We start from the raw sequence: 24966 nt of genomic DNA, 5'->3' as shown, positions 1-24966 counted from the left end.
CACCAAACATAGCATACTTAATATCACTTTGACATCATTTCGGTTTATCATAGCTCATGGCTCGCTCACTATCTGACAATCCTGCTGTCGTTGGATCGTTGATAATCCCAACCAAGACTGCAATAGACAACAAAGTATTGACAATCTCTGAGATATTGTCAGGCAGTTTGACACCCAGTTGTTGAGCCAATAATAGCAACAAGCCAAACAAAGAGAGCCAAAAGCTCTTTCGCCTGCATCTGACTTTCCAGTTAATCATAATGCTCCTCCTTAATTGATAGATGAGTAAAGTCTTCATAAAGTTTAGAAATATAGCCATTACCACCAAGAGCTTGATAATTGGTGTACATGCGACTAATGAAGTTAAACTCCTCACTAGTCGTGTAACCTCGGCTAACGGCTAGACCAATATCTTTTTTTAGACGATTATATAAAACAACCAGGTGACTCTCATCATGAAGCTCCAGCTTATCATTGACTTCTTTAACTTCCTGATTGTTTTGATGACCAATTTCCTTAACCTTGTCCACTTCACTTTTGATAGTGATGAGGTTACTTTTCAATTCTTCAAAACGTAATTTACCCGTACTTTCATTTGAAGAAGCCTTATAGCCAAAAAAAGCAGTCGCAATGACCCCAATAGTTGGGGCATAAGCAGTTATTAAATCTAGTAGATTCATCACATCACGCTTTCTAGTCTTCTGATCCAGTTGTTTCTGCTATTTCTGCTACATTAGGGTCTGACCAATCAGGACTACCGTTTTCATCGAATCGCATAATCCAGTACTCTTCATTCAACATATCTGTAATATTCACATTAGTCGTGATACTTCCCCATTGATTGAATACTGAAATGGTCTCAACTGTAATAAATTGACGTCGACCATTAACGATAGCAGGACGTTTTTGCATGTCAATAAACATATAAAAATCCTGTGTTGATGACTTACAACGAACAAACTCACTATTTTCCTTCATGTAGGTCAAAGCTGTTGCTAGATCAAAAGGTTGAGGTATTTCTGAGATATTAAGTAGTGTGCTTGTATTAGTTTCTTTCATTATTCTTCTCCTTCTTGAGTTGGTGTCGTTGTTTCATCAAGCAGAGCTTCCAACTCATCCACTCTTGCTTGAAGATATTGATTACTATCCATTAAGGACTGTTTAATTTGCTCTGACTCGGATAATTGAATCATAAGTAAATTTTTAGTTGTTAAAGCTGTCGCTAACTGTCCAGTCAAGTCCTCAATCGTTAAACTAAAAGCCTGTTGTGCCTGTTCGTCCATTATTTTTCCTCCTAACCAATTCTATCAACCCAACCATCATTACCTTTATAGCCCACATGTAAAGCTAAATCTTTTAACATTTGTGCTACACGTACACCTTGGACATAAAGATTATCACCATAAATTGACTCACCATAGATCGTCTTAAATTTATTCCCACCAGTCCCCAAGTGATGACGTCTCCCATTATCATTACTAGGATAAAAGTGAATATCTCCTGTTGGAGTATAAGTCTCTAAAATCCAAGGTGAACGTGTTTTACCTGTTGCTGTATCTTGGAAAGCAATTGTATCTCCAACCACGTCAATCAAGTCTGCTGTACTACCATCACTATGATTCATATTCCAGATTCGTAACCCTGCAAAATCACCACCTTCGGCACTTTCTGAGTTGCTTCGATTAGAACCAATAATCGTCTTGTTAGCCCGATAGCCTGTTTTACCATCTCGTGTAAAACCACCTGTCTCAAACTTGATATATTGATTGCCATAACCATTTACTTGTCGTCGTAAAGCAGGCGTTTCAGAAAAGAAATTGATGACTCCGCTATTCAAATCTGCCCGTAAGGCTCCATTTGTCGAAGCTAAAACACCTCCAACAATACGATTAGCTGATAAATCAATGGCTTGTACTTGACTAATAAAAGCATTCTTGGCAAATAGCTGTCCAAGATAGGCTTCGTTAGCCATCAACTTATTGAAAAAAGCTTGGTCTATTTGTAACTGATTAGCTGTAATTGAGTCTGCTGATAAGATAACTCCTGAAATACTGCCAGCTTCAAAGTTAGCTGTTTTTAACTTATCAATCATGGCGGACTTAATAACAGCATTATCAATTAAAGTATCCCCTGTAATCTGAGTAGCTCGTCCACTAATTCGATTATAACCATTAGCTCCAAGATTAATTCCTGAAATCAACGAACCCGCAGAAATCAAATTCCTAATCGCATAAGAACCAGCTAACGTTGTCATCTGCGTTTCTGTGGCAATCTGTTGAGAAGATGTATTATCTACAAAACTCTCTGGTGGCGTATCTCCACGAACAATCATCAACTGCCCAATTGCTACCTGACCATTACGTTCTAACCAAACATGCAAAGCATAGTCATCCGTCGTCACGACCGTACGATTGACAGTAAAGGTACCTGTAAAGATTTGACCACTTCCTGTTCGAGTCGGACGAATGGTGAATGACCCAATAGCTCCACCAGCCTTAATCTCAAAACCTATCGGCCTATCTGGCAAGGTATCTACCCACAAATTAACCCGATAACTCAATTTTTCGCCAGAAACAAACGTTTGAGTATGTAACGGCATTTGAAAACCACGCCAACCACTAGATGTCCGATTGGTTTGAGTAATGCGTAACAATTTATAATTGCTAGTCGTTGGTATCAGTGACAGATTAGAATTAGGCTCTCGTTCTCGATATTTAGAGTAAGAGGTCGGATCATAAACCAGGTTAGATGGACTTAGACTGGCAACTCGGCTCACCAAACCTTGTGCCGTTTGCACCACTTGGCTAATCGATTGACCTTGCTCAGCAATGGTTCGTTTATGGCTATCTACAGTGTCTTTAACTTCATGAAATTTAGTCTCTGTGACCAACTCCTTATAGCTAGGTTCCCAAACAGACAAGGGAATAGACCCCTTAGACAAGGTTGCCCAAGCTGCACTACCTCGACCAGTTGGCTCAATCGTAAAGAAAGACACTACATCACCAGCATTGAGGCTCTTGGTCAAGGTAAAGGTAGCCGTCCATGCGTCAATCTGACGGTCATAAGTCAGGTCAATCCATTGCCAACTATCACTGGCATTTCGACGAATGCCAAAGTTCAGCCGACTATTATCACTTCGCCACCATCTTGACGTAATAGTATAGGTTGACCCACTATACATAGGCTCACTGATCACAAAATCTTTCTGGTGCAGATTAGTCCAGCCACTGCCACTATCTACCAAAAGATTGCCTGAGTATTCTCTTAGCATTCTCGCTTCTGCCTGACTGATACGACTGGTTAAACCCTGTTCTGATTGCTCAAGTCTTGTGGTTAGCGTCCTTACCGTCACAAAATCCTTAGCATTGATTTGGCGTTCAACATCACCTTGAGTCTGATACCCCTTATTAGTGATGGCTTGCTCCACTTCCGTTCGTGATAGCTTAGTAACAATCTGACCTGCCAAGGTATCAATTGAGGTTTCTGCTGTTCTTAAACGGTCTGTTGCTTGATTAAAGTCCGTTTGCGACACCTTAGTCCGAATAGCGTCTGACGCTACTTGTAAATCGGCTTGAGTTTGACGAATACGCTGAGCATTGGCTTGAGCCGTAGCAGCTGCATTATTAGCATTGGTTTGAGCTTGTTCAGCAACTCCTTTTACTTGATCTACAACTGTCTTTTCAGCTTTAAGGGCTAGTGCTTTTTCAGTCTGGGTCAATGTCGTACCATAATTAGTCACCGTCTGACTCAGACGGTCATAATCAGTCCGAGAAACCTTTGAGCTAACTTCTCCCACTAACTGCTTAATCTGAGTATCTGCTTGACTGACCTTATCTTCGGTTTGACTAATCCGTCTTGAGAGTTGTTCCTGACCTTCTGCCGTTTGGGTAATAGTCGTTTTAACTGAACTAATATCCTGTTGAACATCTTCCAAGGCTGGACCAGCGTCCATATACTGGGAGCTTTTCGTTAATTCAACTTTCCTAAATGAAACAGAACCAATGGCAGAATAACCCAAAATAATACGTCGATGGCCAAAATCCTAAGTTTCTTTCAAGGTACCAGTGATACTATAACGTTTCCACTGTCTAGTAGCCGTCATCAGCTGATGACTACCTCCAAAATGCGTCACCGTATTGTTGTAATCAGCTAAGCCATTATCCCGTAATTCTAACCAGAACTGACCACTACCTGAATTGACTTTCACTTCAACAGATAAGGTGTAAGTTTCTCCAACGTCAAGCTCTAAAAGTGCCAAACTATCAGCCTCACCACCAAGGCGACTGCCACTATCTGAATGGATTTGATATTGCTTCCAGGCATTAGTTGTTCCAGAAACGGTATAAACACCATTAACAACTGCCCAATTAGCCTTAGTGGAATCACCTTGAGAGTACTTCCATAACCCTCGTGAAAAATCATAGTCTTCTGCATAGTTGCGACTACCAAAACGATTAGGGATTAACGCCTTTGTCTCACTAATCTCTGTGGTAATACGATTGCCTAATTGTGTTACTGCACTTTCTGTCTGAGAAAGTCGTTGCGTCGTTTGGTCATACTCACTTCTTTTCACACGTTGTGCAATCTGGTCTGCCTGCACACGCACGTCACTTTCAACCTGACTAATGCGTTGCTTAGTGGCATCAACATCCGTCTTTTTGGCCAATAATTGAATAGATTCCTTTGTTTTGACCAAATCCGTCTTAGTTTCTGATAATTGAGCATCTAAGACTGCTCTAGACTGACTAACCAGTCGCTGTGCTTCAGCAATCGCTTGACTCTTAGCAGTTGCTAGCTTGGTTTCCGTCGCTTGACGTTCCGTTGTCACTAATCTTTGAGCTTCAACTACTGCCTCTGTCTTGGCCTGTCTAGCCTTATCTAGGGCTTCTGTGACATCAGCCTTAGCTGACTGACCCAAACGTTTAGCTTCTTCAGCTAGGGATTGACTTGCTTGAGCTTTACTCAGTAATTGATTTAACTGCTGGCTTTGCTGGATGTAATTCGCTTGATAACGTCTATCTGCTTCACTAAATCGTGTTCCCAATTCTTGCTTGACAGCATCTATATATACTTGAGCAGTAGCCCGACTCTGATCAATCGCTTGCCTTAGTTCTTCTTTTTTCTGATTAAAATTAGTATCAAATGCTCTTTCCGCATTTTTAATGGCCCGCTCAAGAACTACTTCTTGACCCATGACCGTTTGATTAAAAATTGCATCTGCTGCTGCAACAACTCCACTTCCCAAACCTAGACCACCTATTCCAGAGTAATCATCAAAAGTTAAGGAAATATAAGTTTTAGTCAACGCATTATATTCATAAGCAATTGCCTTCTTACTCACGTCAATCTGATGTTTACGGCTCTTAATAGTTACCATATCGCCAAGATGGACTTCTTGACCATCTAATTCATAAGCTTCTATCTCTAGGCGGTCACTTACCTTATCAATACCTTCATACTTAAATTTACCCTCTGCCCATTTTCTCAAGTCATCTAGAGTTTTAGCGGTATTATTTTCATACTCTTTCTCATGAATATAAGGATAATGACCAATTAAAGGACTATCAACCGTCACACGAAGAACAGTATCTTCATCGGCTCCATCTTCTCTAAAACTAGATCTCGCATAAATCCGTGTCACCACTTCTTGAGAATTCTTCGTTCGTTGGTAAGATTTTAGATTTTTATGAGTCGTGATAATAACTCCACGATCAGCTCCACGATTTTGCTTAACTGACATGGCAAAATTATCCCGAACTAACTCACCTTCCCAAGTACCAATAATCGAGTGTTTCCCTTCCAACAAGATACTATACAAAGTCTTATCTTCAGTTGTATTAAAAGTATACTTAGTCATGATATCACTAACAAAAGAAAAATCAGCTATATCTGCTTTAGCCTGCTCAATCATTTGTGACAAAGCAACCCCACAAGACTGACTTACTACAGACATTGGCTTAATTGAGCGTTGCATAATATCATCTGAGATATGATACGCTGTAATCTCAACACGATCATCTTGCTCTATAGGTTTTTTAATCCGAAAAAGTTGTTCTCGCAAAATAGGAGTAGGTGCTTTTATCAGCATGTCCTCTTTAAGTAATTGATAAATACCAGAATCTGTAATAGGGTAGGTAAGCGTTAAAACAAAATCACCATTTAACTCCTCCTTAACTACAGCAGAGCTGGCCTCATGTAATGGAATCCCATTCCACTTCACTGTCTTAATAGATTTATCTAATAAAAAAAGCACTCATGCCCACCCCCAAACTGTTTCAAAAGTTAAAGTTCGAATACCTGGTCCCAAAACAACACCAATTGGTTGATTTTGACTAGCATCTATCGTGATAAAATCACCTTTCCACCTAACTAATTTTCCACTACTCGTTTTTAGACTTGGTTGGTCAGGATTATTGGTCATCACAAGCGATTCTGAGAACTTTTCAAGTACAATCACTTGCTCTCCCACCGTAAACGACGTCTCAGACGTGCTCTCACCTCTTACTATAATAGTCGGAAAAGCTAAAGCAGAGCCTTGAGGTCTTAACACGCCGCTTTTCATCAAAACTTGCCTATCTGTCGTCTTAAAAAACTTAGTTGGGTGGCAAATAAAAGTTACTTGACAAACTGTCAACATTGCTGTTTCCCTCACAGTCTTAATGCCCTCTACCTTATAACACCACCATCTAGTTGTCTTGATTTGCTCATTCTCAAGCCAAAACTTTTCTCTTGTAAATAAAGCCATAAAACGATTTAATTCCACTTCACTAGGATTGACCATTTGGAAAGTAAATTCTTTCTTGATTAAAGAACGACGCTTGTTAGTTTGCACAATTGCTCCACTAATACCTTCATGTTCCCACAATTGAGACTTACTTTCACTAAAATCAAATGAAGGAGACTCTTTAATAATAATTTGAAAAGGAAAAGACGATGTTCTCACACCGTCTATTACCAACTCATTAAACGTCGTCATCTTCTAAACTCCTCTCAAACGTGATTGACGTTGCAACTCCTCAGCCAGAAGCTGACCCACTCGCTCAGCCACCTCCTCATAGTCCATTGTCGCATAAGATAGTTGCCCACTTACATCAACTGAAATACGATCACGACTAGCTCTACTATCTTTTAAGATACCTAAGATTGACTTTAACAAAGTTACAATATCTTGATTATCTGACTTCACTAAAATTTGTTGGGATAGCGTTTGTTCAGCTCTATCTAATGACTTAAATAAAGGAGCATCAGCTGAATAACCAACTCCTTTAGCATACCTTGGGATATACTTACCCAGCATCAATGATCGAGTTTGTTTTGCAGGCAAAACCTTAGACCCTTTAGGCAAATCCATCAAGACATCACGTCCCTCTGGGATAAATGATTGTCCTGACGGTAAGGTAATCAACTCTTTATATAGTGAACCTTTTTGGTCATTGACAAGCGATAGACCACCTGGGTGATTAGCTGTTCCTTTAGCAAAACCTAGAGCTTTCCCGATTTGCTTAAAAATTGTTGTAATTGTTACAGTTCTATCTCGAACAGAATTGACCGAACTCCTGGCAGAAGCTACCCCAGAAGCTGTGTTATCACTAGCCCAAATACCAACTGGACTCCCCTGTCTTGGACTATTAACCGCTGCATTAGCAGATGCAACCGCTTGGCCAGTATTATTTTGAGCAAATAAACCAATCGGTGTATTCTGACGTGGACTATTGACTGCTGCTTGCGTTGAAGAAACTACTCCTGCTGTATTATTCTGAGCAAATAAACCAACTGGTGCATTCTGACGTGGACTATTGACTGCTGCTTGTGTTGAAGAAACTACTCCTGCTGTATTATTTTGAGCAAATAAGCCAACTGGTGCATTCTGACGTGGACTATTGACAGATACATTCGCGCTAGTCACTGCTTGACCTGTGTTATCTGTAGCTATCAAACTAGGTACATTCGTCTGCTTTAAACCATTAATGGCTGTACTAGATTCTAAAACCTTAGTCAACACATTATTACTATCAGCTTCTAAACCAACAGATTTCCCTGTCAAAGAGTTGATAGCCTGTTGGGCCTTACCTGCCTCACCACTAGCCAAATCCTTAGCTAGAATTTCTTTTTGAAAAGGTTGCAAAAGATTCCAAGTATCAAGTGCTCGCTTAGCACCATCAGCACTATTTAGAAAACTATTATTTTCTCCTAAAATCTTCTTCACCGACTCAGGTAAAGCATTCCATTGATTCAGCATAGTAGTTGATTCCAAAATCGCTACCAAAGCAGGACGATTATTTGTTACCAATGCTTTCTCACTAGGAGACAAAGACTCCCATTGACCATTAGCCTGTAGAGCTTCACCAACGGCAATCTTAGCAGTTGTTGTCATCCGTCCTTCTTTGAGAGATAATTGCATCGCCTCCCAACCACCTTCTGCCTGTAAAGCCTTAGCAATTTCCTCTGTTGCATTGGTTTTAACCTTTCCTGTCTTAGTATCAAGAACAATACTATTCCAGTAGGCTACTGCTGAACTTGCTTCGTCACTCATACCCTGCCAATAGGTTGACACCATAGAGGAAGACTTACTTGCAGTTGTAGCAGTTTCTTGCATTTTAGTTTGTAGTTGATCATAACTCAAACCAAGTCTAGTCATTTCTTTTTCAATCGTTGACCAATAAGCAGACTCTGCTTGGGCATTACCTCCAAATTTGACATTTTCAGCCATTTTTTTACGAATAGCTATATACTTTTCACCAAAGGCATCCATTCTGGCCGTATGCTCAGCCTGTAATTCCTCTAACTCACGATTATACGTCGCCTGACTAATCTTTCCCTCAGTAAATAAACGTTCTAAAGATGACTTCCGTTTATTGTACTCCTTATTTTCGGCTTCTAACCATTGCTTCGTTGTTGCCAATGCCTTAGTCAACTGGGTTTGATTCAAATCATCCAACTGACCATTCATGGCCTTAGTTATAGCTTCTTTTTCCTTACCCGAATATTTCAACTGACTGAGTTGTTCTTGAATAAGAGCCTGTTGAGCTGACAAAACAATAGCTTTTTCTTCTTCTGATAAGGAACGACGCTGACTATTGGCATTTTTATAGACATTGATAACGTCATCAGACATCTTACTGACCACACTTTTTGTCTGATTAGCCTTGTCTTTCATATACTGAATTTCTTCATCTGACAAGCCCAGCTTCTTGGCCAATTTTATATCCTTAGCTAAGTTTTTATCGACTAACTGATTAACTTCATCTCGTAGTTCAGAGAAAGCACGACGGACATCTCCGACTTCCTGACGTCCTCCATTACCAAAGGCTGCCATAGCTCTAGTACTCTCATCCACCTTTTCTTTAAAGCCAGATAATTCCTTAGCTTGAGCCTCATTGACTGCCGTTCCCCACTCCTCTGTCCTTTTCTTAGCATCTAGAGCCTTTTGTCCAAAATAAGCAATAGTCCCAACTGCAGCAACACCAGCAACAGCTAATGCACCCCAGCCAAGCGTTGCCATACTAAGACCACCAGATAGAACAGTTGAAGCAGTACCCGCTCCTTCCATTGCAACCTTGGCTCCTGTCAAAGTATCCACAGCAGCTTTAGCCTTGCCTATTGCACTTAATTTAGTAGCTAACTTCCCAAAAATAGAAAAAAACACTACCACCTACAGAGACAATATTTCCTAAAATATTTAACACTGGGTAGCTAATTGCCAAAATAGCTCCTATAGCAATTCCCCAACGTTGAGTTGATTCATCTAACTTACTAAACCAATTCACTAATTGGTCTGCTTTCTCTACAAAATAAGTTAAAATTGGAAGTAACTTCTCGCCAATGTTAATTTGGAGCACTTCCAAACTCGCCTTAAAACGTTCGACACCAGATTGGGCAGAACCTGACATTTTCTTTGCCAACTGATCCGTATAACCACCAGCATTCTTGGTTTCTTCAGTCAAACGACGTAGAGCAGCACCACCCTCATTAACCAAAGTATTCATTCCAGATTGAGCTTCCACACCAAAAGCCTGTGCAATTAGAGCAGCCTTTTGAGCATCAGTCATCCCTTCTGTATTTTGTCGAATTCGATCTAATACATCAGGTAACTTAATTGCTCCTGAACGAAATTCCTCTGCTGAAAAGCCTAATTTTTTAAAAGCATCCGCATTGGCTTTAGATGGATTCAAAAGTTTGGATAAAGCTCCACGCAAAACTGTACCTGCCTTTTGTCCTTCAATACCTGCATTAGATAAAATACCAACCGCAGCTGCTGTTTCTTCAACTTCCATACCTACCGAGTTAGCTACAGGTCCTACATATTCCATAGCTAATCCCATATCTCCAAAACCTGCTTTAGTCTTATTAGCTACAAAAGACAGGCTATCTGTTACTCGTTGCGTATTTTTCAACATTTGATTAGTGTCATTAGACACCAATCCAAATTGGCTCATGATAGAAGTAGTCGCTCCCATGACCGTATTAAAATCCTCGCCTGTAGCTTTGGTTGCTCGTAATATTGGTGGCATAGCTCCAACCGTTTGGTTAGCGTCTAAACCTGCTTTGATGAGTTCTTGCATCCCAACATTGATTTCACTAGTTGAAATACCATACTCCTTAGCCCAAGACTTAGATGAATCTCCTAGTTTCTTTGTTGCTGCATTTAGTTCCTGCGAGGTTCCTACCGTATCAGATAAGAGCGACTTAGTCACTTGCATCTGACCTCCAAAATCAAGAGCTTTTTTCGTTGCCAAAGCAAATCCACCTGATAGTAAAGTAGATACCGGAGCCATAGCATTACCCATATCTTGCAAACGACTACCCGCAGATTTAAGTTTATTGCCCCAATCAGTTAGTTTTAAACCTGTCTTGCCCCAAAAACTATTTTGCTGGTGAACTTGCTCCAACGCTCCCTTAACTTGGTTTAACTGTCCTCTTAATTGCTCTAGCTTAACATTTTCTTTCTGAATCTCAGCAGCTGCTCGCTCCCAACGAGATGAGCCTCGCTCTGTCGCATCTAACTTATCAAAATTGGTCTTTAACTGGCCCAAAACCTGTTTTTGTTTATCCAGAGCATTCTGCAAAGCCTTGTGCTTAGCTGAAAGAGCCGTAAAACTCTTACCATTGTTTTTAATAACTCCATCTAGTGCCCTAGCTTCCTTGGAAAAATATTGAACTGCTCGCTTACTAGCATTCAAATTACTGGCAAACTGCGAACTATCCAAACCTAGCTTGATATGCATACTCCCTAAAGGTGTTGACATTTTTACTCCTTTCCTAAATAAAAAACGACATTGTCCTTAGACAATATCGTTCTATTATTTTATTAGTTAATTTCCTTGGGCTGACTTGATTACACTGTCTAAATACAGCTCAGCCATAGAATATTCATGCTGATAACGCTTCACTTGTTCCCATTTTTCTTGTACCGTAGAATAAAGGATAACACCAAGTAGAAAAGAATAGAAAAAAGGTTCTAGTAATACAGGAATAACAAATAACCAAAACAAAAATTTAAAGTCATAAACACTCATTAAGAATGACCAAGAACCCCAGATAAAATTGATGATAAATATTAAACACCAAACACTAAGCCAGATGTAAGCTCTCTTAAGTTCTTTTTCTGTTCGTCTTAAATCTTGAGCTAATAGTTCCAGTTCACCCATTTCCCTTCACCTCGTTTCTTTATCTTTATTATACTACTCAAACTTGAAAAAGCAAGCGATTACTTAGGGTTTTATCAAATTTTTAACAAACTACAATTGACCGATAAAGTCGCCTAAATTCATGACATCTCGTTTGTCCTTCTCGACATCTGTCACTCTTAAAATAGCCATCAAATGTTCATAGTCTGTCGCCATTACATCACGAATACTCATACCATAATCAGAGCAAACAACAGCCTTCAAAAAAGCATCAAACTTAGTTAAACTCTCCTTTGCACTTAATCGCTCCCCTTTGGGTCATCTTCAGCTCCAATTAAACGAACAAAGATTTTACCAATAATCTCATTCAACTCAGCCATCTCCAAACCTTGATACATCAGCTCACTGTCAAGACCAGGAAATAAACTAGCGATAAATACTAATTGTTCATCCAACTTAACAGCCTCTGATAAAGCCAATTTCTCATCCTCATGACGAGCCACCATTTCCAAATACTCACGATACTTAGCAACAGGAATAAAATCATTTTCAAAAACAACCTTTTCTCCTTGTTGATTGCGTACTTTAATTTCTAAAGTTGCCATAAATCCTCCATCTTTCTTCAAAAAAAGAGGTGGAAACCCACCTCAACCTAACCAGCTGCCACCATACCTAGAAGAGCTTTTAACTTATTAAGTTCCGTCTCTTCACGACCGATATAGTAAGCCACATATTGTCCATTAGCTTCACCTTTTTCGCCTGCTAGAGCCGTATAAGTCAGTTTATCTGCACCAGGTTCATCAGTTTTCTCCTTGCGTGTCTCCGCACTAAATTCTTCTGCTGAAAAAGAACCTTTGAAAAATCCTAGATAAACAGGATTGCCTGCCAAATCCTCCGATTCTAGCAAAACAGAACAATAAGGTGCCTCTGTATCTGCTCCAATAAAGGACAGTTGACCCTCTTTCTTATAACCCAATAGTACTTCTCGCATTAAGAACGGTAAATCTAGAATTTCAAAATCCGCTGTCACATCGCCTACTCCCTTACGAGAAACATAATAAGCTATATTAGAACCATAAGCCTTAGTCACATCCGCAGCTAATCCCTTAATGTCAACCTTCTGCGTCGCTCCTTTATGCTCCTTACCTTCCACAACAAACAAGTTTTGGTCTGCTGTCACGGTCTCTTGACCATCTAGCACCCGAACTGTCATTGACTTAAAACCAACAAGTGTCATTTTCATTCCTCCTAAAAATCTTGATACAAGGGACTACTCCCTCGATAAGTCCTCACATCCACATAACGTTGAATGGAGGCAATATAATCTTCCAAATTACTAATAGCATCCGTAACTTGATAAAAACCTGCTTTTTCAAACAGCCCTTCAACCACTCGTTGCAGTTCCTTACACTCCAAGCGGTTACCACTTTCTACATTGACTTGAAATAAATAGCTCTTAGCCAAACTCTGATTAGAACCTCTAGCTGACTGAATTGGTGATTGAACAGGCTTAATGACAATACTGGCTGACTTAGTAGCCAAAGTTTCAGGACGCTCAAAAGATTTGATACACACCCTAGCCAAACGATCATCTGCTACCAAAACATCGTAAAGTTCAGACAACATATCCCTAACCATCAGTCACCTCCAAAACCAGCTCTCAACTTTGTAGCTATCTTTTCAGGGTATTGATTTTCTAAACGATTAGAAAAACGACGAATTACTCCAAAGCCCCTAGGATTTCGATTTCTATCATAACCTAGCTCATTTAGATGGACCAACTGCCATCGACTTGGAAATCCCTTGCCAAAACCAAGTTTGATTTCAGCACGACCACTAGCTCGACTGACTCCTGATACTACCACAGCATTAACCGTAGCACCTGTATCTTGATAACTGGACACTGCCTGCTTAAATTCAGGCTCAAGTTCTTGACCAACTTCACGAAGTGCTTTATTGCTAACTCGTCTTACTTTAGAGTCGCCTAATTTCCGCTCCATATTCGTTAAGACATCCTCTACACCAATCAGCTCAACACCACTAGCCACTACCATCACCTCCCAACACCAACACTAAAAAATCACGCTGATGAAAGTCAGGACGAATCGACACAATCTCCCATAAGTGATTAGAGAATCTTCTATCCATAATCTGGACAAAATGACGATTATCTAGCTGATAAGCCGTTAAGGGATCTCGAATTTTTAGTGTCAGACTTGCTCGAACTCCATGACCAGAAGCTACTTCCATATCTTTCAGGCTAGGATTATAAACTTCTGCAAAGGTTTCAAATAATTTTTCCGATACTTCATCACGACCATCGAGACCAGTCGCCACCTTAGCACCTAAAAAGACTACTGGAGTTCTCAAATCGCCATTAGTCGTCTCCTTGCGTGCCATCATCAGCTACCTTTTTACTAGTTCGACGTCCTTTTTTCACAGGTTCCCCCATATCCACTACCTCAATAAAACCTGGTAATTTTTGCTCTAGCTCAGCCAAACGCTCCTCAGATACGTCAAACTCATCTCCCACTTGACGAATAATTTTTTCCTTCAAGTCACGAAATACTTGCTTCGTTCTTACTCTCATTAATTTCCTCCTTTAATGTATGGGTTACTGCAAAACGATTCAATTCTGAAGCAAAAGCCGTCTCAAATAGCTCTAGTTTATCATTATAAACAAAACGAGAACGTTCTAAGATAAGCTCCTGACCAGACCCTGTTTTTCTAACTTCAAGACCAAACCGCTCATTAAGAGCAGACACAGAACCAGCCAAGATACGCCTTAAATTAGTATCTTCAGCATCATGAAAAATCCGCATCCGCTCCTTAAAAGCAGTTAATAACTCATCACCAATTTCTATAGTCATTAGCCTAAGCCTCAGGTAACTTATCTGGTACGTCCAAAATCCAAACTGCAGCTGCTCGCTCATCACGAGCACGACCATAAGCAAACTGCTTAGCCGTATAAAGAATCATATCCTCCAAAGCTAATGTTTCCATATAACGACCAATTTCGATGCCACCAGCAACATAGGCATCATAACGTCCTTTGACAAAGGTAGTCACTTGTTTTGCCTTCTGAGCAACACTCTCCACTATAGTCACATTATAAGGTAAAGCCGTCACATAAACACCTTGCAAGTTTAATGATGTGTACTGTTTTTTCACATCCCAAGCATCAGCTGGATTGACTACCATGACAATCTTGCCATCTACTTCTACAGACGTGTGACCATCTTCCTTGACCGAATGATGCTTATGAACTTTAGTCAACTCAGTAACTGTTGTTTTAGCATCTGCAAATGTTAAAGTTCCGCTAGGTGCTTTCTCATCATAGACCGCCTTTTCTCCAACCACCTTACCTTGCAATGATCGATTTAAACCAACTGGCTTACTATCTCCATCACCAGTTAGAAAAGCAGCTTCTAGAGCCACTGCAAAGGCTTCGTTGATTTGAGTTGTGACAAAAGTTTGAAGCCAAGCAGGACCAAACTTCTCGGCATCTTTAGGAATAACCACAAAAGCAGTTAATTTATGCTGAATAGATTTCGATTGATTAAACCGAGCAGTTAACTGCCCCTTAATCTCCCCATAAATCTCTCCCCACTGAGCCTGTCCAGCAACTTCAGCATCAATAAATTTCATGCGTAAACCAGCGTTTTTCAAGCCAATCTGTTCTAATAATGGATGTTTTGTTGTTAAATCTTCAAAGATACGGTCAACTGTCTCTTCAGGTAATAACTCAGCCAAACAAGGAGCCACTGTCTTATCAATCTCATTGAAAAACTGACGCTCACGAGCTGTTAATTTAGCTTCTGCTGGACTCATAGCTACCACTGTTTCAACTTCTGTACGAGCCACTTTCTTACTTTCTTCAAACATAGCATCTAACATCTGATTGTAAAGTTCAGCTTGAACTTCTTGTGATTCACCTGCTTGTACCACATTCACAAAACGTTGACGGATTTCATTAAATTTACTAGATAATTTCATTCTTTCTCCCTCTTATTTTTTCAAAACGAATAAGCACCAAATCCTTTATTTGATACTTTGTTAGTTGATTTTTTCTGTCTTTCAACCAATCTATTTTCAACTGCTGTCGCTAAACGATCATAATCAATCTCCTGTTTCTGATTAACTATACTTGCAAACTTAGCAATCACCTCACTAGGAATAATATTTTCTAAACCAGCCACGAGTTGTGGAGCTTTGACTACTTCCTCGAACATGACCACATCTGCAAAACCGTAGGCAACAGCCTGTTCAGATGTAAACCATGTCTCTTTATTCATCAAATCCAACAGTTCAGTCATCTCTAATTTAGTTTTCAACCGGTAACTATTCGCAATCGACTGATTATAATTTTCTAAAACATCTGCCTCATGCAAGAGTTTAATATGATCACCTTGGGTCGTTGTTGACACATTGTGAATCATCAACTGAGCAGTCGGACTGATTTCTACTCGATCACCAGCCATAGCAATAACAGATGCAGCACTTGCAGCAATTCCCACAATCTTAACTACCACTTCACCAGCATAGCTTTTTAACATGGTATAAATTTCACTACCTGCATAAACATCACCACCACCCGAATTGATAATGACTTCAATTGATGAACCATCAACAGGTAAAACCACATCTTTAGGAGCTGTTGCTGGCATATCCATCCAATCATAAAACCAACGGTCACTATCTGACACAATCGGTCCTTTAATCTCAATCTGTTTCATTTTCTCCTCCTTTCTTAGCAGTTTCTGTCACCTCATAATTTTTAGTGCGTATAATTTGATGACCTTCTTCAATCGGCTCATAACCCAACTCATGACGAACCTCGTTGATACGAAAAGCACCACTAGATACCACCTTATCTATATTTGATGACAAGTCCAATAAATCACGTTCAATCACATGACTAATTTCTAAACGATAACCTTGGTGATAATCATAAGCTGAAATAAAGTTAGCTGTCAGCTCATCTACCACCTTCTTAATCAATGGTTTTAAACAATCACTGACAAATGATTGCCGAGCTTGTTCAATACCTGCCACATCTCCATGCAATAAAACAGTGGGAATACCAATAAGATTAGCTACTTCATCTTCAAACTGGTACTTTAGACGCTTTAATTCTTCAACAGATAAGTTTGCCGTTGCTGTTTTATTAGTCAATTCTGCATAATCCACTTGATCAATCATTGGTACAATGGCCACAGACCTATCCTTAAAAGCCGTAAATAATCGTTCACTATACTTTTTCAGAGTCTCTGTTTGCTTAGCTGTAAACTGTGAAGCACCTTTAATATTTAAGGTGCCTCGAATTTGATTATTTCGAGCCAATGACTCTACCATACGATTATGCAATTTATGATAATCATCAAAAAGTTCTCCCAAGTATCTATCTAAATGACCGTTATTGTATTGGATAAAGATAACATCTGACCTAGCAAAAGAACGTTTGAATTGGTAATCTTTAACGACTACCGATTCAAAACGTTCCTCATACAAAGCATATTCACGCCGAATATAAGAATCAGCTACTAATAATTGATCATCATCCGATAAGACGATTAAGACCTCATTGGCCACAATCAAACGATAAACCACTCGTTGCCAAAATCGAGCAGCTCCTTCAGCTAGATTGGGTTTGACATTAATTAAGTAAGACCATGGATTAAAAACTCGCTCGCCATCTTTCAAAAATAGAAACTCAGCCTTTGAAAACAGACGAGCCATCAATTCAGCAGATTTATCAATAGCTAAAGACTTTAAGTAAATCTTCTGTGCTGATTCAATCAAATCATCAAAATCATCAAAAGCTGGACTCTTATTTCGAAAAGTAAACCAGTTCCAAAATCGCACCCCAATACCTCCCTCCTAATCAAAAAAAGAGACCGTGGGCCTCCTTTTCATTCATACTACCATTCTAACATATTAAAAACGACATATACGACAAAACACGACAAGATAGATTAAACTATTCTAATCTTTCACTTTTCTTCTCAATCCACTTTGACCACTTTTTCATATTTTCATCGGATAGAGGTTCCATAGCAACATCGACAGAAAAATCAACCAGTTCCTTTACTTCAGCGACTAAATGATAGCCATTTAATCTTAAAAATTTAATCAACGCATAAACCGCAGTTCGCTTGTTAGCATTAACAAAACAATGCTTCTTAACTAGTTGAACAAAGAAAATCATGGCTTTATCAAAAAGATTTTCGTACATCTCTTGACCAAAAACATCTAGTTGTGGGAGGTTTACAATCATATTCAAACTCGCCTTATCCAGTACTCCAACTGGTTCATTAGGTGAATAACGAGTAATCAATGCCTGATTTAGAAAAATTAAATCTTCCTCACTCAAATAAATTGTCATTTAGTCACAAGCTCCCTAAATACCTGGTCATACTCTGAAAAAATATCTTCCATGTCAACAAGCAATTCATCTTTCGTCACATAACGACTATCTTCCTTGACAACAGGAAAATCTTGAGTTTCCACCATCACTTCTAAAAACTGATTAAGTGCATCAGCCAAGCTAACTCCTTTTTTTTGAGCAACCTTCTTGGCTGCAGTCAAAATATCTCCATTAACCCTAAAATTAAACTGCTGATTTCTTACTAAAGTCCCCATATCAAATTCTCCTTCTTTGTATATACAATTATATCAAATGCCTATACAAAAAACAAGAAATTCGTCAAAACTCCCAATTCTCAATCGCTTCAAGAAAATCAAAAGCATTACCCTCGACAATACAATCTCGTTTATAGAGTGCTGCTAATAAGGCATGAAAACCGTCTGTTTTACGACGCACTTGTTCTTTTTTATCATAACGGATATTACCTGATTTATCCTTACGAACAAAGGTATTGTCCACATACCATAACATCATTGGATCTGTCCCAAAAACAAAACGTTCATTTTCAAAATTATCTTCAATAATCGGTGACATCTTCGCTTGAATAGCACCAGGATTTCTTAAAAATTCAAAAATAAAACCAGTTTCTTCTAATAATAGCTTCAAATAATCCATGCGATGACTATCTGCACAGACCACTTCAATTTGATAACCTTCTTCTCGCCACTTGACCAACTGATTGACCAACAAACTCGCTGAAATACTAGGCTCATCCACAAGTGTCACCAAACCTAGTTTTTCCCACTCCTCCAATGGAGCCTTAATGTTAAAGGTCTTAATAATCTCACGACGAGCAAAACTATGTTGCTTCCATACATACTCATCTCCCACCTTAAACAAAAGACCTACAGAAGCAAAATCTCGAATACTAGCAAAGTCAAATCCGGCCACACAAGACCGACCAGCTAATATTTCAGAAGGTTCTCGCTGAGTTGCTAACAACTTCTCACGACTAGTCACATCTTTTTCCAAATCCAACTCAGGAAAATTCATGTGCTTATTCATGAAATTCTTCCTAGCACTAGGATTCTCCACCAAATCATGATAATCATTCAACCGCTTATTAAACAAACGAGTCGCTCGTCGATTCATTGGCTTGGCAAAAACAGGATTAGCCTTCTCCCATTTTTCAAAATCATCTACCTCACTAGCTTCATCCAACTTGCAAATAAAAGGAAAAATACGTTCCTGACTTTCTCCCTTCAAAAAAGCCACACATTTGGCAAACAACTTGTCATAGTAACCATCACGAACGAAACCATTAGTCGAGATAAAAAATTCTCTTGGATGATCCACCTTACCCAAACCACCAGAAAAGACATTAACAATCGCCTCATCAACCATCTCATGTATCTCATCATAAATTACAGCACCCTCACGGCCACCGTCCTTAGTCTTAGCGTTAGAAGTTGCAAAAGCAAAAGTACTCTTAGTCTTACGATCAACAATCTTAGCCTTACCATTGACAAAAAACTTTTGTAAAACAGGTTTCTCATCGATCTTATAATGAGCCTCAAGAAAGCTCCGTTGAGCCTGATTCTCTGAGTTAGCCACAATCGTCACATCATAAAGTGGAATTCCATGCAAGACACTAATCAAAAAATTAGCCAAAGTTGTGATAAAACAATTCTTACCACCACCTCGTCCCATAGTCACAAAAAACTTCTCAAAAACTAAGTCACCACTCTCTTTGAAAAAACAAAAGACAAATGGAGCAATAAATTTTTCCTACTCATCTAAGGGAAAATAATACTTCTCCGAAAAATTCACATAGGACTCTATCAATTTCTCATCAAAATAAATATCTTCACGAACAAGCAAATCGCTCTTCAAATAGTCATAAAGCAATTTCCGTTCCTTATTGAATAAAATCTCTCCTCGTTCATACCTAGCAAGATAATCATCAATATACTTATGACTAACCATCTAACAATCCTGCACCTTCCTCTTGTTTAACTGGCGAATTTTCCACTGTAAAACTAAAGGATTTCTCAATAGCTAATAATTGAGCACTGATTTTTAGCTGAGTTGCAATAGCTGGATTCTCCTTAAAAAATGTTTGAGAGGCATTTCTCGTCTCAACAATCAGACCCAACTCATCAATTTCTTTTTGCAAGGCATAGTATTGCCTAACCAAATTCATATAACGACGAACCTTTTCTAGTTCCACAGCGTCTTTTCTCTTCTGACTAAATTGGGCTACTTTTGAAAGTAGCTGTTTTTCTAAATCTTGGATAATTTTTTCCATTTTATCCCCCCTCCTTTCAAAAATTTAATATTTATCTTGCTAGTCAACCCCTCCCACCGGTTCCCTGAGAAGTATTTTAACGACATTTATTTTGATGGGGGGTATGTAGGAAAAATAAAAATCACGTTCGAAAACATTTTATCCCCACCATTCATCTTCACGAAAAAATCGTTTTTTCTTAAATTCAAATCTCTGATGTCTTTGATTATGATGATATTTACATAATGTCCTGAGATTATCTATTTCCAAAGCTAATTCTGGATAATATTCTAATTCTTTGATGTGGTCCACTTCTAAAATAATTCTTTCTTGACCTAATGACTGAGATAGATTTGACGTCACCTTACCTTCAGATACACACCACTGACATTCATAATGATCACGTTCTAAAACTTGTTGTCGTAATCGTCTCCACTTTGTTGAATTATAAAACGCTCTACGATTTTCTTTTGATGACATCTCATTCATTTAACTTGCTTATTTCTCCCATAAATTAAATGTTAATTTGTTGTAACACAAGACATAACAACTAGACCAATTGCCTTTTTTAGTTCCTTGTTTTATATAAAGTATTGAACTCACTTTAGGCTTCATTCTCCTACTCTAACAAGGCTTACACTTACCTTCATAAAATGAGTTCACTCTCCTCTTAAAATAATGAACTGAATACAATCAAAAAATTAAAAACCCCCAAACTTGGCTATAGCCTTGTCTTGAGAGTCTTGATTTTTCCCAATATAACGCAATGTAATTGATTGACTAGAATGATTAAGCATATCCATCACAATAGCAACATCTTTTTGTTGTTCATAAATCATCATACCAAAGGTTTTTCTTAAAGAGTGTGTAGCAATATTTTCTAAGCCTAGTTCATTAGCTGCATTCTTAATAATCTTATAAGCTGTATTAGATGTAATATGTTGATGTCTTTTCTTATATTTCCCTTTGCCTTTATTCTCACGACTAGGAAAAAGATAGTCATTAGGTTTCATATCTCCCATATAATGTAATAAACGTTCTTTCAACTTCTTTGTCATCTTTCGTCTAGTATGTTTATCTGTCTTTTGATCATAAAAATCAATATGCCAACCATGCACATGTTTTCGTTGCAACTTAACAATATCACCTATACGAAAACCAGCATTAACACCAATTGCTACAAGCAAAGCATTTCTTTGCCTTACCCTTTCAGACCTAGCACTTTCTCCTAACATGTAATCAATCAATAACTCAACATCTGCTGGATTTCTAATCGGTTCTACTTTTACCACATAACTTCAACTCCTTTCTCAATACAAAAAAGCATTATCTAGCTAGACAATACTTTTAATAATTTCTTAGTTGACTAAGATTTTTTCTAACTTAGCCACTCCATTATCCTTAAAGCGTTGCAGTTGGCGAATGCTCCAATTTAACTGACGGCTAATTTCTAACCAGGTATAATTGTTTAGATAATACAAACGAATCACATTGCGTTCCAAATTATTATCCAAAGAGTCAATGGCTCTAATCAAAATTTGACGCTCACTATAAAGTTCAGCAATCTCCTTATTGATTCTATCTGTATCATCAATAATCTGCAAATTTAACTTTTCAGTAGCATTACCAAAATGAGTTCCTTTAGGCATATTCGTAAACTGAGGACTTTTCAACACCTTAGATCGTAAAGATACAATCTCTTGACGTTTAGACATGATTTCAATATCAATCGTTTTCAAATTTTTTAATCGATTTATGATCGTCATTTTGTTCATTATCAACCCTCTTTCCTAACTTTGGATGCTATCATCATATCAAAGAAAAAACGACATTTGGGACAAAAGACGACAAAATAATATATTACCTTACTTCCAACTAATCAACTTCCCATCGTTGTCATTATTCCAGTAAGGAGGCAAGCGTCCTTTATCAACCTCAATATAAGCTGGCTCTTCAGCCACATCAAGATTATCACTCCAACCAACTAACCATGCTGGATTTACATTATAGGTTTTAGCAATTTTCTCAATCGTATGGATAGATGGTGTTGTCCCTTGATGATAAGCTTCCAAACTACGTATAGATATCCCTGTTGTAACACTCATCTGTCTAACAGTAATACCTAACTGTTGACGTAATTCTCTAATCCTTAGTTCCATATATTCTCCTTTCTATATCCAATACATCCTACTGTCTCAATCATAACGATTAGCTCTGAAAAATTGCTTGACTGCTCTGATTAAAAACATAAGCAATCCCATTAATTACTCCTTTCTAAATGGTACTGGAAGTGGCATCCATGCGATAACATCATCGTCATATTCAGAAAAACCAACCCCACCATAACCATAATCATCAAACATATCAACGTCTATACGTCCATCACTAAGTGTAACAAGTACGTTTTCAAAGACATCTGGCACTTGACAATCAAACATGCAATCTAAATAAGGATAAAGTTCTTGTTCTTCATCAGTAATAGGTCTTGTTTTAATTTCAATCCATTCCATATTTACTCCGCCTTCCTATCTGTACTATCTGGAACATAAACAACCGTGTTAATTTTACGATTGATAATTTCTAGGTATTCTTTACGCTGATTTTCCATGATAGCTAACAAAATAACAACTAATGTCGTTAAAATCGCAATCATAACTTGGTAGATAGTTTCCTTAGTCAAAACCTACCTCCTCTAATAATTCAGGATTTTCATGACGATTTCCCACAATAGTTAACCCTTCCAATTTGTCAAATAAAGAAAAATATGCAGTAGTTTCAGGTTCTAAACTAGTTAGTCTCCATTCCCCAGAGTCACTTGATTTAACTAAATATTTCACAAGTCGATTATCCAAGCCATATGGGATAGTGACTATATCTCCCTCAAAAATCTCTTGACCGTTTTTATCTTGCATGTCCGTAGATTGCATAACACTCATTTCTTCTTCTCTTGCCGAAAAATTAACTCCGACCATTCTTTGTTTATCTTTTAACCACGCTCTAAATTTTGGCAACATCTACTACCACTCCTTTCCATTTTCTACTCGTTCCACCAGATAATCGCTACAGTAGCTTGTCTGATAGATGCTATCGTAGTCCGCAGTGCCTTCACGATACTTACAACCACATTCTTCACAAGATTCAATTTTAATCATTTTCCAATACTCTACCTATATTCTCCTCAAGAAATGTCAACAACAATCCCTCAAAATCATCCAAAGCTTTTTGATAATCAAGATTATCATTTCTACTAGCCAAAAATTTTTTTGCAAGCTTTATATGCCCATTAGTTAGCCCAAAAATCATTCTTCTTTCTCTATTTCTTCAATCAACCAATCTAAATGCTGACGTGCTTTTTTCAAATCTTCTATACCGTTCTTATTCTGAAAACGCAGAAGATATTTAATGACATTCCCCCAACAATAAGCCGACTTACCAGCTAGTCTGCCAATAAAATTATCAACAACTTGTATTGCTTCTAGTCCATGCTTGCCTTGATAGTGTTTTGGGTTTGTAATATCATCGTGTATCTCTATGCGATTAAATTTTCCAACTGTCACTTACTGACCCCTTTCTACCAAAAATCTCAGCACTTTATCGCCAAGCTCTATTTGTTCATATTCTTCCTTGGTCACTAGAAACTTACCGTAGCCCTTGATTGTGACAGTGTGCTTTTGCCCCTGCTGCTCTTTCTTGATAACTGTTCCAACTGGTGCCATAACTTCTATATGACTAGGATTTTTCTTAGATAAATCAACTAAAGCAAAGATAACCACTGCCACTTCAAACATGATCCAAAGAAGTCTAAGATTTGTTTTTGTTTGCTTGTTAAGTTTCATTCTCCCTCCAAAAAATCATAAATCGTTGTCTGTTCCCACTCATCAAAATAAACTGGTTTGAAAGGTTGACAACATCTGTTCCTTCACCGCCTTATAAAATTTCTTTTTAATTTCAAATCCATAAGCAGAACGATTCATTTCGATAGCTGCCCTTAAAGTTGACGCTGAACCAGCTACTGGATCAATAACCACATCACCTTCGTCAGTAAAAATCTCAATCAAACGTTTCAACACCGGGACTGGCTTCTGAGTGGGATGAATAACTGGATAAGAATTATCTTTTTCCCAAGGTGCATGATTAAGCACCATAGCACCACCATTGTTAAATTTGGGTAACTTGTCTCGATAAAGTACCGTTGCTTCTTCGACAGCTCCAACAATTTTCATATTTGCTTTGAGAACTTGTGGACTTGATTTCTTTGTAAAGTACAGCGGGTAAGCCTTATTGAAACCATGTTTTTTGCCACATGCTATAACCATGTCTCGCTATTGCCAAGCATGAAAAACAATCATAGCTGGAGCTTTCCCTTTTTCTTTTGGTTCTTTTCTTAACAAACGGCTACAAAAATCAAAAAAGTTATTGATTTTAAAGTCATTATCAGTATCAAAAAACGATTTTCCAGCTAACTGACTTTCTCCTTTCGAGTTATCCCCATCTTTGTACCATCTAGGGTCAGAAGCGTAAGCATTATTGCCTAGATTATATGGGATATCAGCTATGATAAGCTGTTCTCTCGGAATATTGTATCGCTTGGCATTTTCAAAATGATCATTGAATAATTCACATTTCATTCTCTCCTCCTATTTCAGTTATTACCAATTCAATCCGTGGATTTGGACTATAGACTT

General features: G+C 38.3%; 34 protein-coding genes and 2 pseudogenes. All 36 read right to left on the bottom strand.

The genetic code is table 11. The features are described from left to right. Positions 1 to 34: 34 nt before the first annotated feature. The 36 genes and pseudogenes from FRX54_RS00725 to FRX54_RS00565 all read right to left on the bottom strand — a co-directional run bounded on the left by FRX54_RS00725 (position 35) and on the right by FRX54_RS00565 (position 24909). Positions 35 to 259, bottom strand: a complete 225-nt coding sequence (locus FRX54_RS00725; protein ID WP_146459961.1) for a phage holin — start codon at positions 257 to 259, stop codon at positions 35 to 37. Further along, on the bottom strand, positions 252 to 680 hold the full coding sequence (locus FRX54_RS00720) for a hypothetical protein (protein ID WP_146459958.1): 429 nt from the start codon (positions 678 to 680) through the stop codon (positions 252 to 254). Before FRX54_RS00720 ends, FRX54_RS00725 begins: the two co-directional genes overlap by 8 nt. A gap of 13 nt (positions 681 to 693) precedes the next feature. Further along, complete coding sequence (locus FRX54_RS00715) at positions 694 to 1059, bottom strand: hypothetical protein (RefSeq protein ID WP_146459955.1); 366 nt, start codon at positions 1057 to 1059, stop codon at positions 694 to 696. Next, a complete protein-coding gene (locus tag FRX54_RS00710) occupies positions 1059 to 1283 on the bottom strand; it encodes a hypothetical protein (protein ID WP_146459953.1) in 225 nt (74 codons plus the stop codon). The genes FRX54_RS00715 and FRX54_RS00710 overlap by 1 nt, the downstream gene beginning before the upstream one ends. Before the next feature lie 11 nt (positions 1284 to 1294). After that, complete coding sequence (locus FRX54_RS00705; protein ID WP_146459950.1) at positions 1295 to 3952, bottom strand: gp58-like family protein; 2658 nt, start codon at positions 3950 to 3952, stop codon at positions 1295 to 1297. A 90-nt stretch (positions 3953 to 4042) separates the two neighbouring features. Further along, complete coding sequence (locus FRX54_RS00700) at positions 4043 to 6253, bottom strand: phage tail spike protein (protein ID WP_146459947.1); 2211 nt, start codon at positions 6251 to 6253, stop codon at positions 4043 to 4045. Continuing rightward, positions 6254 to 6976 carry a phage tail protein gene (locus FRX54_RS00695; protein WP_146459943.1) on the bottom strand — a complete coding sequence of 241 codons (723 nt, stop codon included), beginning with the start codon at positions 6974 to 6976 and terminating at the stop codon, positions 6254 to 6256. 3 nt (positions 6977 to 6979) lie between these two features. Beyond that, positions 6980 to 9652 carry a hypothetical protein gene (locus tag FRX54_RS00690; RefSeq protein ID WP_146459941.1) on the bottom strand — a complete coding sequence of 891 codons (2673 nt, stop codon included), beginning with the start codon at positions 9650 to 9652 and terminating at the stop codon, positions 6980 to 6982. Next, the gene (locus FRX54_RS00685; protein ID WP_146459939.1) at positions 9612 to 11246 is read right to left on the bottom strand and encodes a phage tail tape measure protein; all 1635 of its coding nucleotides are present in this window, start codon (positions 11244 to 11246) and stop codon (positions 9612 to 9614) included. The genes FRX54_RS00690 and FRX54_RS00685 overlap by 41 nt, the downstream gene beginning before the upstream one ends. Before the next feature lie 66 nt (positions 11247 to 11312). After that, on the bottom strand, positions 11313 to 11648 hold the full coding sequence (locus FRX54_RS00680) for a hypothetical protein (protein ID WP_146459937.1): 336 nt from the start codon (positions 11646 to 11648) through the stop codon (positions 11313 to 11315). Positions 11649 to 11738: 90 nt separating this feature from the next. Beyond that, positions 11739 to 11891: a hypothetical protein gene (locus FRX54_RS06290; protein WP_186652365.1), complete on the bottom strand. Its 153-nt coding sequence runs from the start codon at positions 11889 to 11891 to the stop codon at positions 11739 to 11741. A gap of 35 nt (positions 11892 to 11926) precedes the next feature. Continuing rightward, a complete protein-coding gene (gpG, locus tag FRX54_RS00675; protein WP_146459935.1) occupies positions 11927 to 12232 on the bottom strand; it encodes a phage tail assembly chaperone G in 306 nt (101 codons plus the stop codon). Positions 12233 to 12279: 47 nt separating this feature from the next. Further along, complete coding sequence (locus FRX54_RS00670; protein WP_146459933.1) at positions 12280 to 12864, bottom strand: major tail protein; 585 nt, start codon at positions 12862 to 12864, stop codon at positions 12280 to 12282. Positions 12865 to 12875: 11 nt separating this feature from the next. Further along, positions 12876 to 13265 (bottom strand): hypothetical protein, encoded by a 390-nt coding sequence (locus FRX54_RS00665; RefSeq protein ID WP_146459931.1) that lies wholly within the window; start codon positions 13263 to 13265, stop codon positions 12876 to 12878. Next, positions 13265 to 13681, bottom strand: a complete 417-nt coding sequence (locus FRX54_RS00660; protein ID WP_222430368.1) for a hypothetical protein — start codon at positions 13679 to 13681, stop codon at positions 13265 to 13267. The genes FRX54_RS00665 and FRX54_RS00660 overlap by 1 nt, the downstream gene beginning before the upstream one ends. Next, positions 13668 to 14027: a phage head-tail adapter protein gene (locus FRX54_RS00655; protein WP_146459929.1), complete on the bottom strand. Its 360-nt coding sequence runs from the start codon at positions 14025 to 14027 to the stop codon at positions 13668 to 13670. Before FRX54_RS00655 ends, FRX54_RS00660 begins: the two co-directional genes overlap by 14 nt. Then, positions 14005 to 14217 carry a hypothetical protein gene (locus FRX54_RS00650; protein WP_146459927.1) on the bottom strand — a complete coding sequence of 71 codons (213 nt, stop codon included), beginning with the start codon at positions 14215 to 14217 and terminating at the stop codon, positions 14005 to 14007. The genes FRX54_RS00655 and FRX54_RS00650 overlap by 23 nt, the downstream gene beginning before the upstream one ends. Further along, entirely contained in the window at positions 14186 to 14497 is a 312-nt protein-coding gene (locus FRX54_RS00645; RefSeq protein WP_146459925.1) for a phage gp6-like head-tail connector protein, read from the bottom strand. The genes FRX54_RS00650 and FRX54_RS00645 overlap by 32 nt, the downstream gene beginning before the upstream one ends. A gap of 4 nt (positions 14498 to 14501) precedes the next feature. Further along, positions 14502 to 15623, bottom strand: coding sequence for a phage major capsid protein (locus tag FRX54_RS00640; RefSeq protein WP_146459922.1), 1122 nt, complete (start codon positions 15621 to 15623; stop codon positions 14502 to 14504). Positions 15624 to 15643: 20 nt separating this feature from the next. Further along, a complete protein-coding gene (locus FRX54_RS00635) occupies positions 15644 to 16363 on the bottom strand; it encodes a head maturation protease, ClpP-related (RefSeq protein WP_146459920.1) in 720 nt (239 codons plus the stop codon). After that, positions 16350 to 17492: a phage portal protein gene (locus FRX54_RS00630; RefSeq protein ID WP_146459918.1), complete on the bottom strand. Its 1143-nt coding sequence runs from the start codon at positions 17490 to 17492 to the stop codon at positions 16350 to 16352. Before FRX54_RS00630 ends, FRX54_RS00635 begins: the two co-directional genes overlap by 14 nt. A 115-nt stretch (positions 17493 to 17607) precedes the next feature. After that, positions 17608 to 18012: a type II toxin-antitoxin system death-on-curing family toxin gene (locus FRX54_RS00625; protein WP_146459916.1), complete on the bottom strand. Its 405-nt coding sequence runs from the start codon at positions 18010 to 18012 to the stop codon at positions 17608 to 17610. Next, complete coding sequence (locus FRX54_RS06385; RefSeq protein ID WP_261379603.1) at positions 18009 to 18269, bottom strand: acyl-ACP desaturase; 261 nt, start codon at positions 18267 to 18269, stop codon at positions 18009 to 18011. Before FRX54_RS06385 ends, FRX54_RS00625 begins: the two co-directional genes overlap by 4 nt. Before the next feature lie 64 nt (positions 18270 to 18333). After that, positions 18334 to 19980, bottom strand: a pseudogene (locus FRX54_RS00615) (terminase large subunit domain-containing protein). Then, on the bottom strand, positions 19973 to 20302 hold the full coding sequence (locus FRX54_RS00610) for a P27 family phage terminase small subunit (protein ID WP_146459914.1): 330 nt from the start codon (positions 20300 to 20302) through the stop codon (positions 19973 to 19975). Before FRX54_RS00610 ends, FRX54_RS00615 begins: the two are co-directional and overlap by 8 nt. Before the next feature lie 138 nt (positions 20303 to 20440). Then, a complete protein-coding gene (locus FRX54_RS00605; protein WP_146459912.1) occupies positions 20441 to 20770 on the bottom strand; it encodes an HNH endonuclease in 330 nt (109 codons plus the stop codon). 212 nt (positions 20771 to 20982) lie between these two features. Then, positions 20983 to 21573: a tyrosine-type recombinase/integrase gene (locus FRX54_RS00600; RefSeq protein ID WP_146459910.1), complete on the bottom strand. Its 591-nt coding sequence runs from the start codon at positions 21571 to 21573 to the stop codon at positions 20983 to 20985. A 66-nt stretch (positions 21574 to 21639) separates the two neighbouring features. Beyond that, complete coding sequence (locus FRX54_RS00595; protein WP_146459908.1) at positions 21640 to 22056, bottom strand: DUF1492 domain-containing protein; 417 nt, start codon at positions 22054 to 22056, stop codon at positions 21640 to 21642. 90 nt (positions 22057 to 22146) lie between these two features. Then, positions 22147 to 22440 (bottom strand): helix-turn-helix domain-containing protein, encoded by a 294-nt coding sequence (locus FRX54_RS00590; RefSeq protein ID WP_146459906.1) that lies wholly within the window; start codon positions 22438 to 22440, stop codon positions 22147 to 22149. Between the two features lie 105 nt (positions 22441 to 22545). Beyond that, positions 22546 to 22791 carry a hypothetical protein gene (locus FRX54_RS00585; RefSeq protein WP_146459904.1) on the bottom strand — a complete coding sequence of 82 codons (246 nt, stop codon included), beginning with the start codon at positions 22789 to 22791 and terminating at the stop codon, positions 22546 to 22548. A 2-nt stretch (positions 22792 to 22793) separates the two neighbouring features. Beyond that, entirely contained in the window at positions 22794 to 22961 is a 168-nt protein-coding gene (locus FRX54_RS06285) for a hypothetical protein (protein WP_186652361.1), read from the bottom strand. Then, on the bottom strand, positions 22954 to 23295 hold the full coding sequence (locus tag FRX54_RS00580) for a YopX family protein (protein WP_146459902.1): 342 nt from the start codon (positions 23293 to 23295) through the stop codon (positions 22954 to 22956). The genes FRX54_RS06285 and FRX54_RS00580 overlap by 8 nt, the downstream gene beginning before the upstream one ends. Before the next feature lie 130 nt (positions 23296 to 23425). Then, positions 23426 to 23584: a hypothetical protein gene (locus tag FRX54_RS06280; RefSeq protein ID WP_186652357.1), complete on the bottom strand. Its 159-nt coding sequence runs from the start codon at positions 23582 to 23584 to the stop codon at positions 23426 to 23428. After that, positions 23581 to 23838, bottom strand: a complete 258-nt coding sequence (locus tag FRX54_RS00575) for a DUF3310 domain-containing protein (protein WP_261379602.1) — start codon at positions 23836 to 23838, stop codon at positions 23581 to 23583. The genes FRX54_RS06280 and FRX54_RS00575 overlap by 4 nt, the downstream gene beginning before the upstream one ends. Further along, positions 23839 to 24117, bottom strand: a complete 279-nt coding sequence (locus FRX54_RS00570) for a DUF1372 family protein (RefSeq protein ID WP_146459900.1) — start codon at positions 24115 to 24117, stop codon at positions 23839 to 23841. 42 nt (positions 24118 to 24159) lie between these two features. Continuing rightward, positions 24160 to 24909: pseudogene (locus FRX54_RS00565) on the bottom strand (DNA-methyltransferase). Between the last annotated feature and the right edge of the window lie 57 nt (positions 24910 to 24966).

The organism is Streptococcus sp. sy004 (genome assembly GCF_007859205.1).
GTDB lineage: Bacteria > Bacillota > Bacilli > Lactobacillales > Streptococcaceae > Streptococcus.
The sequence above is the reverse complement of the archived record's forward strand: the minus strand, read 5'-3'. Positions and strand labels throughout refer to the sequence as shown.

Coding starts and splice junctions, on each gene's coding strand:
- FRX54_RS00625 (WP_146459916.1), bottom strand. CDS start 18,012: ATGACAATTTATTTGAGTGAGGAAGATTTAATTTTTCTAAATCAGGCA.
- FRX54_RS00570 (WP_146459900.1), bottom strand. CDS start 24,117: ATGAAACTTAACAAGCAAACAAAAACAAATCTTAGACTTCTTTGGATC.
- FRX54_RS00610 (WP_146459914.1), bottom strand. CDS start 20,302: ATGGAAAAAATTATCCAAGATTTAGAAAAACAGCTACTTTCAAAAGTA.
- FRX54_RS00715 (WP_146459955.1), bottom strand. CDS start 1,059: ATGAAAGAAACTAATACAAGCACACTACTTAATATCTCAGAAATACCT.
- FRX54_RS00645 (WP_146459925.1), bottom strand. CDS start 14,497: ATGACTATAGAAATTGGTGATGAGTTATTAACTGCTTTTAAGGAGCGG.
- FRX54_RS00680 (WP_146459937.1), bottom strand. CDS start 11,648: ATGGGTGAACTGGAACTATTAGCTCAAGATTTAAGACGAACAGAAAAA.
- FRX54_RS00710 (WP_146459953.1), bottom strand. CDS start 1,283: ATGGACGAACAGGCACAACAGGCTTTTAGTTTAACGATTGAGGACTTG.
- FRX54_RS00590 (WP_146459906.1), bottom strand. CDS start 22,440: ATGGAACTAAGGATTAGAGAATTACGTCAACAGTTAGGTATTACTGTT.
- FRX54_RS00585 (WP_146459904.1), bottom strand. CDS start 22,791: ATGGAATGGATTGAAATTAAAACAAGACCTATTACTGATGAAGAACAA.
- FRX54_RS00725 (WP_146459961.1), bottom strand. CDS start 259: ATGATTAACTGGAAAGTCAGATGCAGGCGAAAGAGCTTTTGGCTCTCT.
- FRX54_RS00605 (WP_146459912.1), bottom strand. CDS start 20,770: ATGAATGAGATGTCATCAAAAGAAAATCGTAGAGCGTTTTATAATTCA.
- FRX54_RS00635 (WP_146459920.1), bottom strand. CDS start 16,363: ATGAAACAGATTGAGATTAAAGGACCGATTGTGTCAGATAGTGACCGT.
- FRX54_RS00650 (WP_146459927.1), bottom strand. CDS start 14,217: ATGAGAGTAAGAACGAAGCAAGTATTTCGTGACTTGAAGGAAAAAATT.
- FRX54_RS00665 (WP_146459931.1), bottom strand. CDS start 13,265: ATGGTTAGGGATATGTTGTCTGAACTTTACGATGTTTTGGTAGCAGAT.
- FRX54_RS00655 (WP_146459929.1), bottom strand. CDS start 14,027: ATGGCACGCAAGGAGACGACTAATGGCGATTTGAGAACTCCAGTAGTC.
- FRX54_RS00595 (WP_146459908.1), bottom strand. CDS start 22,056: ATGAACAAAATGACGATCATAAATCGATTAAAAAATTTGAAAACGATT.
- FRX54_RS00670 (WP_146459933.1), bottom strand. CDS start 12,864: ATGACACTTGTTGGTTTTAAGTCAATGACAGTTCGGGTGCTAGATGGT.
- FRX54_RS06280 (WP_186652357.1), bottom strand. CDS start 23,584: ATGATTTTTGGGCTAACTAATGGGCATATAAAGCTTGCAAAAAAATTT.
- FRX54_RS00705 (WP_146459950.1), bottom strand. CDS start 3,952: ATGGACGCTGGTCCAGCCTTGGAAGATGTTCAACAGGATATTAGTTCA.
- gpG (WP_146459935.1), bottom strand. CDS start 12,232: ATGGCAACTTTAGAAATTAAAGTACGCAATCAACAAGGAGAAAAGGTT.
- FRX54_RS00685 (WP_146459939.1), bottom strand. CDS start 11,246: ATGTCAACACCTTTAGGGAGTATGCATATCAAGCTAGGTTTGGATAGT.
- FRX54_RS00720 (WP_146459958.1), bottom strand. CDS start 680: ATGAATCTACTAGATTTAATAACTGCTTATGCCCCAACTATTGGGGTC.
- FRX54_RS00695 (WP_146459943.1), bottom strand. CDS start 6,976: ATGACGACGTTTAATGAGTTGGTAATAGACGGTGTGAGAACATCGTCT.
- FRX54_RS00640 (WP_146459922.1), bottom strand. CDS start 15,623: ATGAAATTATCTAGTAAATTTAATGAAATCCGTCAACGTTTTGTGAAT.
- FRX54_RS06385 (WP_261379603.1), bottom strand. CDS start 18,269: ATGGGGACTTTAGTAAGAAATCAGCAGTTTAATTTTAGGGTTAATGGA.
- FRX54_RS00660 (WP_222430368.1), bottom strand. CDS start 13,681: ATGGTAGTGGCTAGTGGTGTTGAGCTGATTGGTGTAGAGGATGTCTTA.
- FRX54_RS00580 (WP_146459902.1), bottom strand. CDS start 23,295: ATGTTGCCAAAATTTAGAGCGTGGTTAAAAGATAAACAAAGAATGGTC.